This window comes from Arcicella rigui (genome assembly GCF_034929435.1).
GTDB lineage: Bacteria > Bacteroidota > Bacteroidia > Cytophagales > Spirosomataceae > Arcicella > Arcicella rigui.
Genome location: NZ_JAYFUM010000008.1, coordinates 197015 through 213414 on the forward strand (window position 1 = coordinate 197015; position 16400 = coordinate 213414).

Below are 16400 nucleotides of genomic sequence, written 5' to 3' on the forward strand. Positions count from 1 at the left end.
AGTTTACTTCAAACGTTTTATTCCTTTCACTACTTCATACCAAATTACACTCACAAATCCTGTTAGTATAGCTATCGAAATTTGGCTTAGATTCAACATTTCAAAACCAAAAAAATGTGTTAAAGGCTCAACAAAAAGAAGTATTGCCATCAAAAGCATCGTTAAACCGATGATTAAAACCACTAAATTATTTTTATATTGAATCGTTGTAAAAATTGAATAGTAAAAAGAACGGTTCACCAAAGTCAATAAAATATTAGCTGCTATCAGTACGGTGAAAACCATCGTTCGAGTAATGGCTTCATCAAAACCTTGAGCAACAGCATATTGATACACCGAAAGCGTTCCTAAAGTAATGACTAAACCTTGAACAATACTGGTAGCGAGTTCTTTCCAACTAAAAAAAGTATCGGTTACAGGACGAGGCTTTTTGGTCATCAGATTTTTTTCAAGTGGTTCGTTTTCATAAATAATCGAACAAGTAGGCCCCATGATTAATTCTAAGAAAATTACATGAACTGGTGAAAAAATATTCGGGTACAACCAGCCCAAAGCCAAAGGAATAAACACCGTAAGGATGATAGGAATATGAATTGAAATGATGTACTGAATGGCTTTTTTGAGATTTGTATAGATTTTTCTGCCCATTGCCACTGCTTCTACCATTTTCGATAAATCGTCTTCCAACAAAATCAAAGATGCCGCTTCTTTAGCAATTTCAGTACCTTTTTTGCCCATTGCAATACCGATGTGAGCAGCTTTCAAGGCTGGGCCGTCATTTACGCCATCGCCAGTCATGGCTACAATTTCGTTGTTCTTTTTCAGAGCATTGATAATTCTAAGCTTCGCTTCTGGATACATCCGAGTAAATACTTGAATCTTGCTTACTTCTTTTTGCAAGTCTTCATCAGAAAGTTTCATCAATTCATCGCCTGTAATACTTTTATCATAGCCTTTGAAACCAATTTGTTTGGCAATGGCAGCAGTTGTAGCTGCATTGTCGCCCGTAACAATTTTTACGGTAATGCCTGCTTTGTAAAAATCATTCAATACTTTTTCGATGTTGGCTTTCGGTGGGTCGTAAAATGCAACAATTCCTTTCAAAGTAAAAGGGAAATCTTGTTGAGCTTCTGGAAAGTCATCACCAATAAAATCTGCTTCGGCTACGCCTAAAATTCGATAACCTTCTTTCGAGAAATTTTCAACGGCTTGCTCAAGTTGTTGTTTTTCCTCATGATTCAAGGGATTAGAAGCTTCTATCATGGCTTCTAAAGCTCCTTTGGCGGCAATAATACGCTTACCCGATTGGTCTTGATGAATGTGGGTCATCATCGGCGGTTTGCCTCCTAAAGGATATTCATGAATTAATTGAAATTGTGGGCGAATATCATTATCAATCAATTTGGTATAAGCATCGTGTAAAGCTATTTCCATTGGGTCGAAGGGAATAGGTTCACTTGCCCACATTGCTACACTTATCAGGTCTCTTTCCTCGTCGTTCAACTGGTCGTTATCATCAGGATTAGAAGTTTTTTGCGTACTGAGTACAAACAGTTTAGCCAAAGTCATTTTGTTTTCAGTTATCGTGCCTGTTTTATCAGTACAAATTACCGTAGCACTTCCCAAGGTTTCAACGGTTTTCATTTGCTTCACTACAATGCCCAGTTTCATTAAACGCCAAGCCCCCAAAGCCATGAAAGTAGTAAAAGCCACAGGAATTTCTTCTGGCATGATACTCATCGCAAGCGTTAGCGATTTTAGCAAACTATCTAAAACCGAATGTGTGTGCAGGTAATTTATCAGCCAAACAATAATGAAAACAACCGCACCGATAATCACCATTTTCTTTACAAAATTGTTGATTTGTAATTCTAAAGGTGTTTTTTCTTCTTCGATACTTTCCAAACTTTTCCCGATTTTCCCAAGCTTGGTTTCGTTTCCTATCGCTGTTACCGTTGCTATTGCCATGCCACTTGCCACGGCTGTTCCTTTAAAAATCTGATTGTTTTCTTTCAAGGAAAACTTTAATACTGCCAAAGATTCTCCTGTTAAAATAGATTCGTTTACCGAAAAATCATTGGAATAAACGATTTCAGCATCGGCCGGAATCGAAGAACCTTCTTCAAGCATCACGCTGTCGCCAATGACTAATTCTTCACTTTTAATTTCTTGTACTTCACCGTCACGAATGACTTTACAATTAGGCTGCGAAAACTCCTTCAATTTGCTTAAAGCATCTCGACTTCTGGAATCTTGATACAATGAAATCGCTACTTCAAAAACGATGGCGAAAGCCAGAAAAATAGCATCACCAATATTGCCACCGATTAAATAAATAGCCGCTGCTACCAACAGCAAAATAATCATCGGTTCTTGTGCCAAACTTACGATGTCGTGCCAAATACCATTTACTTGTTTGTACTTTAGCTGATTGATTCCGTACTTATCTCTGGCTTTTTGTACTTGTTCTGAAGTTAAACCTCTAACATCAAAATTATTTGCTTGCATATTTTCAATAATTTAGGGAAGCTTGCGTGAATCGTAAATTAGAAGTGAAAAATACTGAGGACAATACTTAAATATACTTTTAAAAATTTACAACCACAAGATACTTTTGAAAGGCTTGGGTATTTATGAGTAAACTCATAAACATAACTGATGTTAAGTGTTTTAGGCTCATCATGAATAGAAAATCATGGAAACCCAACATTTAAAGATACAATTTTCCGCTTTAAAGGTTAATTTTGGAAAACCGTCAAACCAATTAGCGTCTCAATTAATGTCGAATACATATCAATTTCTGAAAAAACTGATTGTCAGAACTCCCGCCCTACCCTTTGCTGATAATATTTCGGAATCGTTTCTAAAAAACATGATGGCACATCCGCCCTTTGCGGAGGCTCTTTACTTGGCTTCTCCCCTACTTTTTCATGAAGCAAAATTGTGGGAACAAGGTGCTATCAACGACCCTAAAAAAGTACAAAAAATCATTTTTTCGCTAACGAAGTATTACAGTCGAATGAGTAGCAGATGTACGCCTTTTGGGATGTTTGCAGGCTGTGCCGTAGTGAATTGGGATGAAAAAACGGAATTGATACTAAGTACCGATATACAGAGAAGTACTCGTTTGGATATGCACTTTGCAGGAGCTTTAGCCCAGTTTTTGGCAGAAATTCCAGCTATTAAAAAGCAATTACTTTTCTTTCCCAACTCAAGTATTTATCAAATTGGTTCAGAAATTCGCTATGTTGAATATAAGTATTTAGATGGAAAAAGAACGCATCAACTTTCAGCTTTTGAGTATTCAGAGTACATTGCTTTGGTATTGGAGGCTTGTAAAAATGGAGCTAAAATTGAAGAAATTATTCCGCAATTGATTGATGAGGACATTACAGAAGAAGAAGCCGAAGATTTTATTGTTCAATTAATTGATGCTCAATTGATGATTCATGAGCTCGAACCTGCCATCACCAGTACTTCATTTGTTCAAGATGTAATTAATACTTTAAAGAAAATAGAAGCTGATGATACATTTTCAAGTATTCTCGAAAGTATCATGGCACAATTACAAACAATTGATAATCAAAAAATTAATGAGATTAATGCTTATCAAAAGATTATCAAAACCCTTGAGCAATTTACAATTCCGATTGATGAAGGAAAATTGTTTCAAACAGATTTGGTAAAAGTTTTTCAGCAAAATACACTTCAAATTGAATTACAAGAACAATTACAAGAAATATTGGAGTTGTTGATTCCTTTGAGTGAAGCCACTCCAAATAAAAACCAAGAGCATTTTATCCAAAAATTTACGCAACGATACCAAAACCAAGAAGTACCTATTTTATTGGCATTAGACACAGAAACGGGAATCGGCTATGGTGAAACGGGAAAAAAACATAATACTCCTTTGGCTGATGGTTTTGTATTTTCCCAAGATGAGAATCAAAGTATTTCTTGGTCACTAAACCCATTTCAACAGTACTTATTGCAAGAATGGCTGAACGCTTTCAAAAAAAATAGCTATGAAGTAAGTTTATCCGAAAAAACGCTGAGAGCTTTTGCACAAAAAAATATCAAAACACCCACTTCAATTTCATTGAGTTTCAGATTGACAGGTGATGAAAATTTGGCGATTTATCTCGAAAATGTTGGCGGTTCAAATGCCGTAAGTGCTTTGGGAAGATTCGCTCATGCCGACGAAAATGTAAAAGCTTTGGTAAATGAAATTACCCAGAAAGAACAAGCCTTAAACCCTAATGTTGTTTTCGCTGAAGTAATTCATTTACCAGAAAATAGAATTGGGAATATCCTTTTACATCCTGCTTTTTGGTCTTTTGAGATTCCTTATTTGGCAAAATCTTCGCTACCTAAAAAGCAACAAATTACTTTAGACGACATTTTAGTATCGGTAGATAGCATCGAAAATCGCATTGTTTTACGTTCAAAAAAACTCAATAAAGAAATCATTCCACGACTTAGTAATGCTCATAATTACTCTGCTGATACTTTACCGATTTATCATTTTTTATGTGATTTACAGCAACAAGGATTAAACTGTCAATTGAAATTTAATTGGCAAAATATTGTCCCAAAAATTAAATTTTCACCCAGACTTACTTATAAAAAAATCATTTTAGAAGCCGCTACTTGGCACTTTGAAAAAGAAGATTTCAGACATCTTCTAAGCAGCAAAAAAGAAAGTTTAATAGCTGATTTTGAGAAATTTAAAGAAAAATGGAATCTTCCCAAACGCTTTGTTTTAGCTGACTTTGACAATGAATTATTGGTTGATTCCGACAATCTTTTGAGTATTCAAACTTGGTTGGATGCCATTAAAAATCGTGAAAAAATTGAGCTAAAAGAGTACTTGTTCTTCCCAGAAAAAGCAATCATTCGAGACGAACAGGGAATGCCTTTTTGTAATCAGTTTATTGCGTCTTTGCTGAATAAAAAAACAGTTTATGAAGGAAAAGTTTTTGATAAAACTAACAGTACAGAAACTTCTGTTGAAAGAAATTTTTCATTAGGTTCGGAATGGATTTATCTCAAATTTTACGCTGGCACAAAAACGGCTGATGATATTTTAGCACAAAGCATCAAACCTGTTTTAGAAAATTTATTAGAAGAAAATCTGATAGATAAATGGTTTTTCATTCGCTACCTCGACCCTGAAAAACACATTCGTTTGAGATTGCATCTCGTCAATCAAACAGAAATTGGAAAAGTAATCTTAGCTTTAAAAGAAAGTATCGAAGCTTTTGAACAAGAAAATATTATCTGGAAAACACAATTTGATACTTATCAAAGAGAAATTGAACGCTACGGCATTGAAGCGATTGAGTATGCCGAAGATATTTTCTTTCAAGATAGTTTGGCGGTTATCAGTATGCTTGAGCAAAGTTGGGGCGACGAGCGAGAGCATCTTCGCTGGCAATTTGCGATACAACTTATTGATACTTTTCTGGATGACTTTGGTTTTACTTTACTTCAAAAATTGGACTTAATGAAGTTTTTGAAAGAAAGTTTTAGCCAAGAATTTAAAGTAGATAAATCATTAAAACTCCAAATTGACAAACGTTTCAGAGAAAATAGAAAAAATATTGAGTCCATTTTAGATAACAATTCAGCAGAACACCAAGTTTTCTCTGAGATTTTAGCATTCAAATCGACTCAAACCGCCAAGAGTATCGAGCAAATAAAAGTACAAAAAAATGATAGGGAATTATTGGCTTTTGTATCATCGCAAATCCATCTTTCTATCAATAGAGCCATCGCTGATAATCAAAGATTCCATGAATTATTGATTTATGATTTTATGTATCGTTTTTACCAAGCAAGTATCGCAAAAACTAAAACCCCACATAAAATATAGAGAAGAGAGAATCTAATTTTTTGATTTTTTTTGTTGTAAATTTGAATACTAACAATTGCTAAAACAACTAATGTACTTAACATTTTTTATTCAATATTTATGACGACAAATCCTGCTGATAATAGAGCGTATTTTTTCAAAATAGACACCACCATCAAAAAGATTCGTCAAAATCTTCAAAAAAAATTAGATGCTTCAAATATTGATTTAACTGTTGACCAATGGGTTTTGCTCGACCACTTGAAAAGACATGAAACAGAAGGAATTAGCCAAAATGAACTGGCAGAAATGACCGTTAAGGATGCTCCGACTGTTACCAGAATTATTGATTTATTGGTCAAAAAAGGACTGGCTGAACGTAAAATGGCAGTAAATGACCGCAGACGCTTCAACATTATACTCACTGACGCTGGTCGTGAAAAATTTGAAGAAACATATCCCATTGTCGTAGAAGTACGCCGACAAGGTTGGGGCGATTTATCGGACGAAGATTATAAAACTTTCGTAAGAATTCTTGATTCTATTTATCTAAACGTTTCATCTGGGAAATAAAGGCTTGCCTATTCGTTTGAATAAGCAAGCCTTTTTACTGTCTAATGCAGTGTTTCTACATCTGCTTCATACTGATTGATGTCGCCTTGTATTTTTCGGTTTACTTTTTTGAAAGTAAGTTCAATACCTCTGGCTTTTGAACTTCGTTTGAAATCGTAAAGCATGGTATAAATATCGTGGTCGATAAAGTTTGCTCTTGAGCCATCAATAAAAACATCATCACCTTCTTTCAAATCCATCAAAATATTCTTGATTCTGGGTTTATTCAGGAAAGAAATATCCTTATTAAATTTTATCAGTACATTATTTCCATCACGAACAACAGAAATTACTGAGCGGAAATTGGTAAAAACCACAAAAAGTAAACCTACAAAAGTACCGATAAAGATGCCAAAAAGTAGGTCTTTGAAGATAATGACAAGTACCGTAACAGCAAAAGGAATATATTGGTCGTAACCTTCTTTGTAAACTTTAAAGAAAATAGAAGGCTTGGCTAATTTATAGCCTACCATTAATAAAATGGCGGCCAAGGCTGATAAAGGAATTTTATTCATCAAGCTTGGAATCAGAAACACTGAGGCAAGTAATAAAAATCCATGTACCAAAGACGACATTCTTGTTTTTGCCCCAGAATAAACATTGGCAGAAGTACGCACAACGACCGAAGTAACAGGCAAGCCTCCTAAAAAGCCAGCCAAAGTATTGCCTACTCCTTGAGCAATTAATTCTTTATCAGATGAAGAAATTCTTTTTTGTGGGTCGATGCTATCGCCTGCTTCGAGGCTGAGTAAGGATTCTAAACTTGCCACAACTGCCAGTGTAATGGCAATGCTATAAATTTGAGGATTGGTTAAAAATGAAAAATCAGGAAAAACCAATGCTTTGCTGAAATCATTTAAATTCTTGAAAATAGGAATCGACACCATGTGAATCGGTGAATTGCCTAAATATAAAGTAGGAGCATAAAGTTTATATAATTCATTGATGCCTACTCCCATCAAAACGGCGGCTAAACTTGATGGAAATAGCTTGAAAAAAGTAATATTTTTTTTAGAGGCAAAATCCCATACAATCAATAAAGCCAAACAAGTAATAGCAATTAAAACAGCTCCATCGTTGAAATCAATTACCGAACGAATTAATTCAGTAATGGTATTCTGATTATCAGAACTTTGTTCAAACTCAAACTCGCCTTCATAGTCTTGATCGTCGCCTAAGGCGTGAGGAATTTGCTTGAGGATAATTACCATACCTATCGCTACCAACATTCCTTTAATAACACTCTCAGGAAAGTAAGCACTAAATCTGCCTGCTTTCAGATATCCCAAGGCAATTTGTAAAAATCCTGCCAAAATTACCGCTACTAAAAAACCTTGATATGAACCTAAATCTTTGATAGCTGTTGCCACAATTACAGTAAGCCCTGCGGCTGGTCCACTCACTGAAATTTCAGAGCCAGACAAAAGAGTAACAACGATTCCTGCGATGATTCCAGATAATAAGCCCGCAAAAAGCGGTGCACCAGAAGCCAAAGCAATTCCTAAACAAAGCGGTAAGGCTACTAAAAACACGGAAATTCCAGATTTCCAATCTGTTTTTAGTAAAGACAATTGATAATATTTTAGTTTATACATGATTTTTTTGGAAACAGAAAATAAATAAGATTTGAGAATAGCAAAATATAAAATACTGATATACAATATTTTACCATTACAAACTAAAGTTCGTAATACATAATTTGCCATTAAATCAATAATTTTTTAGGAAAGAAAACAGCTTGTCACTTTTGGGGGTTGTAAAATCACGTCAGAAAAACCCAATAGTATTTTGGTGGAGTAATCCGAGAAAAGAGAAATAGAAGAATGTAGATGACTAATATTCGCTAAAAGGTATTTTTCAAATACTTGTAAAGGTAAAACTATCCCTAAAGTTGGATAATCGTCGTCATTATCAAGTTCAGGAAGGTTATCGCTTGTGTCTGAATCTTGCTCGTTTTCAACTTTGCTGATTACGTTCGTCAATTTAATTTTTGAAGAAAATAGGCGTAAATAATCATTCCCTCCCACACTCAAAGCCACTATGTGTAAGGTCAAGACCAAACAAATTGTTTGCAAAAAAATATGAAAGTGTGCTTTAGGATTCATTGTTAAAAATCAATTACAGATTGACTTTCCGAAATTATCACTTTTAAATAAAAGTTTTTATAAAAAAAGTGATAAACATCTATACATTATGAATTTAATAAAAGTGTGTAAGAGAGCTACTGAACGTCGTATTCAAAAATTAACTAATTGATTTGCAGAAAAAATAACCAACAGTGAATGTAAAGATAGTATAAAATAAACAAAATTGGGCTGCCGAAGCCGACAACCCAATCCAATATTAAACCACATACAAACTAAAAAATTAAGGTGTGTTAGTAATATCTTAATTAAAAAACACCTGATATTGTAAGATTACTCCTCCTTTTCTATCTGTTGCGTGATACTCGCCAGCAGCATTACTTGTAAAAATAGGTCGGCTCTGATAAGCCAAAGTAAGTTTAGAAGTATGCCCTGATAATAGCCAGTTTATCCCCGCATCATAAAACAGCATTGCATCAGAGAGTTTTTCATAATTCGAATATTGAACACTGGCGTAGGGCATTAAAGTACCTGCTTTGCCCATTAAGTTATTCGCCATTTTGTAACCTACTTGTCCATACAAAGTTTGTCCTGTGCCATACAATGGGGCATTGTTTCCAGCACCATTCATTACTGAGGCATTGGCATTCCCTGTTGAAGGGTTCAAAGGACCACTTTCTCTGATATAATTTTTACCAAAATTGTAATCAGTAAAAGCTGCGTAAGCACTCAAAGCTGTACCTTTTTCTTTGTTGATGGGTGCATCATAAAAGACATCTACCGCCAGTAAAGTCATCGCAGTTTTCAGTGTATCTTTTCCGTTATCCGCTAAATGCCACATGGCATCTGGCTGATAAATAAAGCCAGCCCCAACATTGAATACTTTCTTTGTTCCCAGATATGTACCAACCATATAGGGATTCATGTTCGATTCTTTATCCCAAAACTGATACTGAAAATATCCTTGTGTTTGGAATTTAGGAGGCATTGTCGAAAAGTTTGAGTTTTTCGTCAAAGCCGTAGCTGCATTAAAACCTGCCGATTTTTGAATAGCCATTGGGTCAGAAATCGCTACACGATAATCAAAAGCCCCGAGTTTCCCTTTGGCATATACGCTCAGTTTTCTCAAAAATTGGTCAGTTACGTCATTAGTTGCTTGTTGATACAAAGGTGCATCTACGCCCAACTGTCCACCAACAGCCGCTGCCGCAAAACGAGCTAATCCACTCCAACCTGTCAAACCTCCACCAAATGATAATTTATTTTTTACCACTGCAAATTCACCAAGGGCATCATGGATAAAAAATCCCTGCTTGCGGTCAGATAAAGCATTAAAATTGTTTTGCCCAATCTGTAAATAGATATAAGTACGGTCGGAAATTTGCCCGAACAATTGCAATCTCAAACGACGAATCCCGATATCAGTAGTAGAAGGTTTATCAAAACCGTTGGTTGTTGAACCAGGATTGTTTTCATTGTGGCGTAGCCAAGTTTGGTTCATCAAAGTCATTTTTAAAAATTGTGAACCGTCTTGATTAAGATAAAATTTTCCGTCTTTATAAGTCTGTGTATAGCTCGTGATGGACAATAAAAGACCACCCACGAGAAAAAGTATTTTCTTCATGGAAATTCTGAGAATGTTGGAGATACAGAGTAATCAATTGACTACTCTGTATGATTAATCTAAAATGAGTATCAAGCTTAAACTTTTCTTGCCGCCAATTTATGTGAAGAAACAGGCTTATGCTCGTCGAGTCCTATAATTTTTACTGTACCGCCATTTTCAACATAGTCATGCTCGAAATGGTGTAAGTTTTCCATTACAGAGTGGTCAACTATTTTTGTATTTTTCAAATCAATCGTCACATTAAATCCAGAAGGAATAGCATCCAATTTAGATTTAATGCCCAAGTAGTTAGTGAAAACCGCCGATTTGTCGATTTCTACCAAGTACTCATCTCCTTCAAAAGAAACCAATGTTGGAGCTTTGAATAATGAGCTAAGCGGTAAACCATTGAACAAGTGAATGATGATTTTCAAAGCAATACCAGCACCAATACCTACCAATAAATCTTCGTATAAAGTAAAGAAAATCGTAATCAAAAAGATTGATAATTGTTCTTTACCAATATTGAAAGTATGTACAAACTCTTTTGGATGAGCCAATTTAATACCCACAGTAATCAACATAGCCGCTAAAGCTGTATTCGGAATTAATTCAATTAAATGTGAGGCTAACAAAACGAAACCTAAAATGAAAAATCCGTGGAAAAAGTTTGCCCAACGTGTTTTTGCACCATTATTCACATTCGACGAACTACGAGCTACTTCTGAAATCATTGGTAAACCACCCAAAATAGCGGCTAAAGTATTACCAACACCTACGGCTATTAAATCTTTGTTAGCATCCGATTTACGACGGTATGGATCTAACATATCAATCGCTTTTACGGTAAGCAAAGACTCTAAAGTACCCACCAAAGCAAACATCACTACGTATTTTATAAACAAGCCTGTTTGAGCAAATCCTCCAAAATCAACATTGATTTTAATATTTTCTAACAAATTACCAATGTGTACTAAAGCGTAAGCAGGTTCAGTAGTTTGAAAATCCATCGCTAATTCAGCCGGAATCGCTATAATTAATACTACTAAAGGAGCAGGAATTTTCTTGATAATTGGATTTTTAATCATTGGCCAACAAAGCATAATGGCTAAACAAACAACACCAATGGCTGTGGCTTTAGGGTCGAGATTAGCAATGAAAGTGGGAATAGAAGCAATTAATTCAAGCGGCCCTTTTCCTTTTGTCATTGCTGGAGCAACATCTAATAATACTGGAATTTGTTTAGCGATAATGATTAAACCAATCGCAGCCAACATTCCGTGAATTGCTGAAAGTGGAAAGAAATCGGCTAATTTTCCAAGTTTTAATACACCAAATACTATCTGTACTAAACCTGCTACTACCATTGCACCTAAAGCTAAATGCCAGCCCGTTTCGCCTCCACCAAATTCATTAACAGCACCTGCCACAATTACAATTAAACCTGCCGCAGGACCTTTGATTGTTAATCTTGAACCCATCAAGAAACTGACTACGATACCTCCAATAATTGCGGAAACTAAACCCATAATTGGGGGAAACTCAGAAGCTTTGGCAATTCCTAAACTTAGCGGAAGTGCTAAAAGGAATACAATAAAGCCTGATACTGCATCCGTAGAGAAATTCTCTTTCAAGCCTGCTAACCCATCAAGTGGAGTCTTTAATTTATTATTTGCTTCCATTTTTTTAATGTTTGTACTTTGAATACGTTATAATTTTTAGGGATTAAATGACTAATTGGTATGCTATGAAGATTTATAAGGAATTTCGTGATACGTTTTGATGTGTGGCCCAAGAAAAATTCGAGCATAAAGTCGAATCACTGAAATACCACCAATAATGAAACTTGATGAAATAAAGAAGGCAAGGAAAATTTGGTCTTCGTGGATATGACTAAAGATTAAGTCTTCGCCAATAAAAGTAGAAGTAATTGGGAAACCCGTTACACCTAAACAAGCCCACAAAAACACCATCGCCAATTTTGGATGCTCGTAAGCATGACCACTAAAACCATTCAAGTCAACGCTTCCTTCTAAAGAAACTAATCGACCTAAAGTTAAATAGCCAATCAAACCCATAATGACGATTCCGCTGAGATAAAAAATAGCTTCTTCTGTTTGGAAATGTTCATTGAAAGAAATCGCTAAGGCAATCCAAAAGTGATTCATCAATATTAAAAGCCAGCTCATTCTTGGGCTTTTTCTTTCCGAAAAAGATTTCAAAACCATTACCAAGCCAATCAAAGCAAATGAACTCGGTAAATATTGATGCAACAAAGGCGTTAAACTGCCTTGATTGAACAGCAAAACAAAAGCAATGACATAGGCAGGAATAAAAAGTAGCAGCAATTTATTTACCGTAAGGAAGTCTAACTTTCTACCTACTTTTTTGAGTGGAATCCAAACGATGTAATCCATGAATAAGTCTAAATTCCATTCTTTCAAACTCATTACATAAATAGAGTACTCTATTTTTTTAGGAAATGAATCTTCAATAGTTTGCGGACGAGGTACATAATTGTAGAATTGCTCACGAATCATATAACTCACCACCGAAGGAGAAACCAATAATTGGTAAGTTCTCAAGAATGCATTTCCTGCAAAGTGAAACAATGCTAATACTTCAAAACCTGCGGATACTTCAATGAAAATCAGACCAATTTGGGCGATTGAAGCATAAGCAATCTGACTTTTTACAGAAGACTGTACTCTGGCAATGGTAGAAGCTACAATACTGGTTGATAAACCTAATAAAGCAATTAGTACTCTAACTGAAGTTTGATGTTCCCAGAAAGGAAAAGTTCTTAACAATAAGAATACGCCTAAATGCACCGATAAAGAGCCATAGAAAATAGCACTTGATGGCGTTGGACCTTCCATTGCTCTCGGCAACCAAGATGAAAAAGGTAATTGAGCAGATTTGGCAGAAGCCGCTACCAAAATCATCAATGAAATAAAGACACCGATAAAACTGTGGTTTTGCAAATGCTCGCTTACTAATTCATCATTCAATAATTTCAAGAAAGTGATATTCTCGTGAAATAAATGGTGGCTCGCCCACATGGCAAGTATCAAACCAATATCGCCAATTCTATACACCGAAAATACTTTGATAGCATTTTTTACAGGTAAATATCTGTCTCTGTAAAAGGCAATCAATAAGAAGGATGAAATACCCAAAATTTCCCAACCGATAAATAAAGTTTCAAAATTGCCTGATAAAATAGCGATGTTGAAGCCGATATAGAAAAACAAAATGGTATTGAAAAAACGTTTGTAGCCTTTCTCACGGTGAAGATAATAACGGCTGTAAATCGTTACTAAGAAAGTAAGAAAAGCACCAACTAATAAGTACACCACCGTAATTTTATCAAAGCAAAAGTCTATCAAGAATTCATATTCTTTTGATTTGAAAAGTACAATTTCCTTGAGGTTGAGTGTAGGATGTCCGTCCACAAACCAAAAGCCTAAAAAAGTAATAAAAAATAATAAATATAGCCCTACTGTCGAGAATGCCACCCACGAAAGTACGCCTTCCTTTTTAGCAGGAATTAATAAACTTATAATAAAACCTATGACGGGTATAAGAATAAAAATTTGAAGTATCTGAGTCATATTGTATTCTTATTTGATTAAATAAACTGGAATATTTTCTTGATGTGTTTCGAATAAAGGCTCTAATTCAGCCATTGCTTCAATACTTTCTCGAAGTGGGTGATAGTGCACAAACCTGCCATCTTTGAAAGTGAATAATTCTTGAGTTTCAGGATTTACAGCCACCAAATGCACCCATTCGTTACTGAACCATTCATAAGTTTCTGGAGCTCTCTGAATTGTTTCTAACACTACTTCTGGGAAATGTTCAACAATGAAAAGCATACGAATTGGGTCGTGTACTTCAATCATTTGACTTGGTAAACCCGGACGCAAGTCACCATCAATTCCGTTGGCTACTCCAAACAAGCCCATTACGTTATGGGGAAGTTTAGTTCCTGCTCCTAATTTCTGATTATCTACTCTTGAGAAATAATATTCCAAATTGATACCTCCACAAACTGGTGCAGCTGCTTTTAAAATATTAAACAAGTACTTGCCATCGAGGTCAACTTTATAATTATAAGAATTCATGAAGGCTCTTCTGTCCAAGAATAAATCTTTCGATAATTCTCTTCTTCCAACAATACAAATAGCATTGGTAGCATGATTTAATTCTGGTCTTGGTTCAAACAATGAAACCGAACGAAGACGAATTTTATCATGTACTTTTTGAAGGTCTAATGAAGTATCAATCGACTCGAATCTTCTTGAGCGTTCTTTAGCGTTCAAATCCAAACCTTCCATAAAGATTTTTTCATTTATCAAATGGTCGGCTGCATTTTTCTGTGAAAGAATTTGCTCGTCGTAAAACTCAATTTCATCACGAGTAGTATCGTGCAATGCTCCTACAAACTGGGTTTCATCTGGAATAACAATGCCATTTTTAGCTAAAATGGCTCTTACGCCTTTATGATTTGCCATATAACTGGCTACTCGTGCATTAACAGAACCAGGACGCCCACAACAAGCTCCGCAGTCATAACCAGCATAATGTGTGTTGTTTACACTACTTGCTCCATGACCTACTACATAAACGATAGGAGCAAAATCTTTTACCAAACCAATACTTCTAAGCAGTGCTTCGATACGTTGAGCCATCTCTTCTACCGTAAAACCTACTTGTAAACCATCTTTGCGGTGGTCTTCGTGTGTATGTTCAACTGTAAGAGTCGAATGCTTATCCATGTGTTTGAATGAAGACACCGACGCAGCACTCATCGAAGGTTTAAAAATATTTACGAACAAACGAAACGCCGACCAGAAACCAAGTGTTTGCGAAATCAACCAGCCTCTTACCAATGAATGCGTATGTTTGGTAAAGTGTGCGTCTTTATTGATTTTTTGCTTTGTCCCTACTTCCTTAATTAAATACTTTGGCGTAACAGGTGCTGGACATTGCTTGGTATAAGAATTGGCGTGTTCTGGCTGATAGTAAAATTCAATTCCAAAAAAGCCGGGTGTACCAAAAGTCTCACAGTTTTCATCTATTTTTTCAAGATACCTACGAATTGAACATTCACGGTCGTCAATACAAAATAAAGCCTGAAAACTCTTTGACTTCGGCTGTGCTTTTGGTGTTTTCTCTACTTTCAAACCTTTCAATACTTGGTCGTAATAAGTCCACTCAAAAGCATCTTGCCACATCATCAGTACTTGGCTCAATTCTGTTTCATGTACTTCTGCAAAAATATCTGGCATTTTTTCATGAAAAGTTGCTCCTAAAGGTGCCCAGTTTTGCCCGAACTTATAATCAAGAGCATCAATTTCAAGCAATAATTCAAAAATGATTAAATCATGGGTTGAAATATGTTTACGATCCAACAAAGTTTGCGGAGCATCTTCAACCACTGAAACCATCCCCGACCAACCTTGATGTGCAAATTGTTGGTCGAATAAATATTGTTTAAACAGAGCCTCATTGCCCACTAATATTTTCAGTAAATCTTCAATTTTACAGTGTCCTTTCAAAAGTAATTCTCTGGCTCTTTCTGTTTTAAAGAAACTTGTAAACGTATTACGTTCCATTTCTCTGATAGAAGCCAAGAAACCTTTATGAATGTTGGGGAAACTCCAGATTGAAATTCCTTGGTCGAGAAAACTACAAAGGATTCTAAACAAAATAGGATGCACCAACAAATCCATATCAATATGATGTACTTTTTTCCAGTTGGCTCTCAACAAACCAATTCTTGGAGTATTATAAGTATCATATTCATGATTAAGCACTTTTTCTTTCCACTCGTCGAGTGCATGTACTCCTTTACGTTGAATAATCATGCGGTCTAAGACCTTGTCATCAATTTTTTTAGTTTGATAAAGTTCCCTAAACTCGTCTAAAGTCAGGAATACTTTATAGCCAAAAATCTTAGAAGCCTTAACAATAGCTTTATAAAATTTAAGATGTTGAAAAGCATGAAGCGTGTTGTGATGAACAAAGTCTTTTAACGGAGCTTGTGCCGGTAAAAAATGCTTTAGTTCATGGAGAATTTCATGCTCATCGAAAGATGAATTATGTGGTTTCATACAAGTACTATAATTTTAATTAAGACTACCGCAAAATTGTGTACAAACGATTCGCTGAAACTTGAAACAAGTTTTGGGCAAAAGTTCATACATTCAAATCATCAAGTACTCGCCATACGAAGATT

9 protein-coding genes are annotated in these 16400 nt (G+C 35.5%); 2 read left to right on the top strand and 7 right to left on the bottom strand.

The genetic code is table 11. The annotated features are described in order from the left end of the window. Nucleotides 1-3: 3 nt before the first annotated feature. Complete coding sequence (locus VB248_RS08445; protein WP_323296319.1) at nt 4-2508, bottom strand: cation-translocating P-type ATPase; 2505 nt, start codon at nt 2506-2508, stop codon at nt 4-6. Nucleotides 2509-2779: 271 nt separating this feature from the next. Between VB248_RS08445 and VB248_RS08450 the strand changes: the two genes are divergently transcribed. After that, nucleotides 2780-5875, top strand: a complete 3096-nt coding sequence (locus VB248_RS08450) for a lantibiotic dehydratase (protein WP_323296320.1) — start codon at nt 2780-2782, stop codon at nt 5873-5875. A gap of 99 nt (nt 5876-5974) precedes the next feature. Then, nucleotides 5975-6427, top strand: coding sequence for a MarR family winged helix-turn-helix transcriptional regulator (locus VB248_RS08455; protein WP_323296321.1), 453 nt, complete (start codon nt 5975-5977; stop codon nt 6425-6427). A 41-nt stretch (nt 6428-6468) separates the two neighbouring features. Here the strand turns inward: VB248_RS08455 and VB248_RS08460 are convergent, their stop codons facing one another. The 6 genes from VB248_RS08460 to VB248_RS08485 form a co-directional block, all read right to left on the bottom strand. Beyond that, entirely contained in the window at nt 6469-8061 is a 1593-nt protein-coding gene (locus VB248_RS08460; protein ID WP_323296322.1) for a SulP family inorganic anion transporter, read from the bottom strand. A gap of 126 nt (nt 8062-8187) precedes the next feature. Further along, the gene (locus tag VB248_RS08465) at nt 8188-8520 is read right to left on the bottom strand and encodes a hypothetical protein (protein ID WP_323296323.1); all 333 of its coding nucleotides are present in this window, start codon (nt 8518-8520) and stop codon (nt 8188-8190) included. A 334-nt stretch (nt 8521-8854) separates the two neighbouring features. Continuing rightward, a complete protein-coding gene (locus VB248_RS08470; protein ID WP_323296324.1) occupies nt 8855-10174 on the bottom strand; it encodes a hypothetical protein in 1320 nt (439 codons plus the stop codon). Nucleotides 10175-10251: 77 nt separating this feature from the next. Then, nucleotides 10252-11838: a SulP family inorganic anion transporter gene (locus VB248_RS08475; protein WP_323296325.1), complete on the bottom strand. Its 1587-nt coding sequence runs from the start codon at nt 11836-11838 to the stop codon at nt 10252-10254. 63 nt (nt 11839-11901) lie between these two features. After that, nucleotides 11902-13770, bottom strand: a complete 1869-nt coding sequence (locus VB248_RS08480; protein ID WP_323296326.1) for a proton-conducting transporter transmembrane domain-containing protein — start codon at nt 13768-13770, stop codon at nt 11902-11904. Between the two features lie 9 nt (nt 13771-13779). Continuing rightward, entirely contained in the window at nt 13780-16275 is a 2496-nt protein-coding gene (locus VB248_RS08485) for a YbcC family protein (RefSeq protein ID WP_323296327.1), read from the bottom strand. Nucleotides 16276-16400 lie beyond the last annotated feature (125 nt).

What these genes read in the sequence shown, in the direction of transcription:
- VB248_RS08445 (WP_323296319.1), bottom strand. Translation starts at nt 2,508, where the DNA reads ATGCAAGCAAATAATTTTGATGTTAGAGGTTTAACTTCAGAACAAGTA.
- VB248_RS08450 (WP_323296320.1), top strand. Translation starts at nt 2,780, where the DNA reads ATGTCGAATACATATCAATTTCTGAAAAAACTGATTGTCAGAACTCCC.
- VB248_RS08455 (WP_323296321.1), top strand. Translation starts at nt 5,975, where the DNA reads ATGACGACAAATCCTGCTGATAATAGAGCGTATTTTTTCAAAATAGAC.
- VB248_RS08460 (WP_323296322.1), bottom strand. Translation starts at nt 8,061, where the DNA reads ATGTATAAACTAAAATATTATCAATTGTCTTTACTAAAAACAGATTGG.
- VB248_RS08470 (WP_323296324.1), bottom strand. Translation starts at nt 10,174, where the DNA reads ATGAAGAAAATACTTTTTCTCGTGGGTGGTCTTTTATTGTCCATCACG.
- VB248_RS08475 (WP_323296325.1), bottom strand. Translation starts at nt 11,838, where the DNA reads ATGGAAGCAAATAATAAATTAAAGACTCCACTTGATGGGTTAGCAGGC.
- VB248_RS08480 (WP_323296326.1), bottom strand. Translation starts at nt 13,770, where the DNA reads ATGACTCAGATACTTCAAATTTTTATTCTTATACCCGTCATAGGTTTT.
- VB248_RS08485 (WP_323296327.1), bottom strand. Translation starts at nt 16,275, where the DNA reads ATGAAACCACATAATTCATCTTTCGATGAGCATGAAATTCTCCATGAA.